Genomic DNA, 1,853 nt, shown 5'->3' with positions numbered 1-1,853 from the left:
CCCAGCGCGGCGAGACCGGCCAGCGTGTCGCCCACCCGCAGCAGCGGCCCGCCTTCCACGTCGCGGTCCACCATGGCGGCGGCGGCGCCATTGGCGAAGGCGGCAGGGGCGAAGTCATGCCCATCCCGGGCATCGCGCAGCGCCACGAAGAGGTCGCCCGGCTGCACGGCGCGGCTGTCGATGGCCACGCCGGTGACGGCGGCCTCACCCTCCAGCGCGCCGCCGGTGGCGGCGCGCAGCTCGGCGGCGGTCCAGAGCACGCTCACGCGGCCTGGCCCAGGACACGGCGAACCGTCTCCACATCATCGAAGGGCAGGGTGGTGGTGCCGATGGTCTGGCCGCTTTCATGGCCCTTGCCGGCCACGGCCAGCACATCGCCCGGCGCCAGGCCCTCGATGGCATGGGCGATGGCGGCGGCGCGGTCGCCCACCTCCTCGCCATGGCTCATGCCGGCGCGCACGGCGGCGCGGATGGCGGCGGGGTCCTCGGTGCGCGGATTGTCATCCGTCACGATGGCATGGTCGGCGAGGCGGGAGGCCACCTCGCCCATCAGCGGCCGCTTGCCGGGGTCGCGGTCGCCGCCGGCGCCGAAGACCACATGCAGCCGCCCGGTGGCATGCGGGCGCAGCGCCTTCAGCAGCCGCTCCAGCGCATCCGGCGTATGGGCGTAATCGACGTAAACGGCGGCGCCATTGGGCAGGCGCGCCGCCAGCTCCATCCGCCCACGCACGCCGGAGAGCTTCGGCAGCAGCGCCAGAACCTGATCGGCCGGCAGGCCGGCGGCCACCGCCAGGGCGGCGGCCATCATCACATTGTCGGCCTGGAAGCGGCCGGGCAGGGGGAGCGAGACCTCGGCGCGGCGGCCGAAGATCTCCAGCGCCAGCACCTGCCCCTCGGGCAGTGCCTCCTGGCGCAGCAGGCGGATGGCCTCGCCCTGCTCGCCCACCGTATGCAGGCGCAGGCCGCGCCTGGCCACGATGCCGCGCAGCCGCGCCAGCAGCTCGGCATCCATATCGGCGCTGGCGACCGCGGCGGCGCCGGGCTCCAGCAGCGTGTCGAACAGCCGCAGCTTGGCGGCGGCGTAGCTCGCCATGTCGCCGTGGTAGTCCAGGTGGTCCCGCGTCAGGTTGGAGAAGCCGGCGGCGGCGAGGCGCAGCCCGTCCAGCCGCCGCTGCTCCAGCCCATGGGAGGAAGCCTCCAGCGCCGCATGGGTCACGCGCCCGCGCGCCAGTTCCGCCAGGGTCTCGTGCAGCTTCACCGGGTCCGGCGTGGTCAGCGACGGCATTTCGGGGAAATCCGGCGCCCGCAGCCCCAGCGTGCCGAGGGAGGCCGCGCGCTTGCCCGCCAGGGTCCAGATCTGGCGCAGGAAATCCACCGTGCTGGTCTTGCCGTTGGTGCCGGTCACGGCCACCACAGTGGCGGGCTGTAGCCCGTAGAAGCCGGCGGCCAGCTGCGCCAGGGCGCGGCGGGCATCGGCGGCGGTCAGCATGGGGCGGGGCGGCACGCCGGCGGGCCAGTCGGTGCCTTCCGGCGCCAGCACGGCCCCGGCGCCGCGCGCCACCGCATCGGCGATGAAGGCGCGGCCATCGGAGCGCGTGCCCGGCAGGGCGGCGAAGAGGTAGCCCGGTTGCACGGCACGGCTATCCGCCGTCAGGCCCAGGATATCGGGCGTGACGGCGGCTTGCAGTGGGTGGAGGCCGGGCGCGTGGCGCATGAGGTTATCGAGGCGCAAGGTTCGGGCTCGCCGCCACCGGGGTGGTGGCCGAGGTCAGGCGCAGCGGCACCGGCGGCGCCAGGCTGCCCGGCGCGGGGGCCAGCGGCAGCGGGCGCGGGGAGGGCAACTGCAGGGTCTG

At 75.2% G+C, this 1,853-nt stretch carries 2 protein-coding genes; both read right to left on the bottom strand.

Going from position 1 to position 1,853, the window contains the following annotated elements:
- Positions 1-266 (bottom strand): Mur ligase domain-containing protein (locus IBL25_RS25960; RefSeq protein ID WP_367615696.1); only part of this gene is annotated, 266 nt, incomplete at its 3' end.
- A complete protein-coding gene (locus IBL25_RS25955) occupies positions 263-1,714 on the bottom strand; it encodes a UDP-N-acetylmuramoyl-L-alanyl-D-glutamate--2,6-diaminopimelate ligase (protein ID WP_187781321.1) in 1,452 nt (483 codons plus the stop codon). The genes IBL25_RS25955 and IBL25_RS25960, both read right to left, overlap by 4 nt.
- Positions 1,715-1,853: the final 139 nt, after the last annotated feature.

Origin of the sequence: Pseudoroseomonas ludipueritiae (assembly GCF_014490445.1) — a bacterium.
Lineage (GTDB): Bacteria > Pseudomonadota > Alphaproteobacteria > Acetobacterales > Acetobacteraceae > Pseudoroseomonas > Pseudoroseomonas ludipueritiae.
Note: the sequence above shows the minus strand (reverse complement) of the source record. Positions and strands in the feature narration are given on the sequence as shown.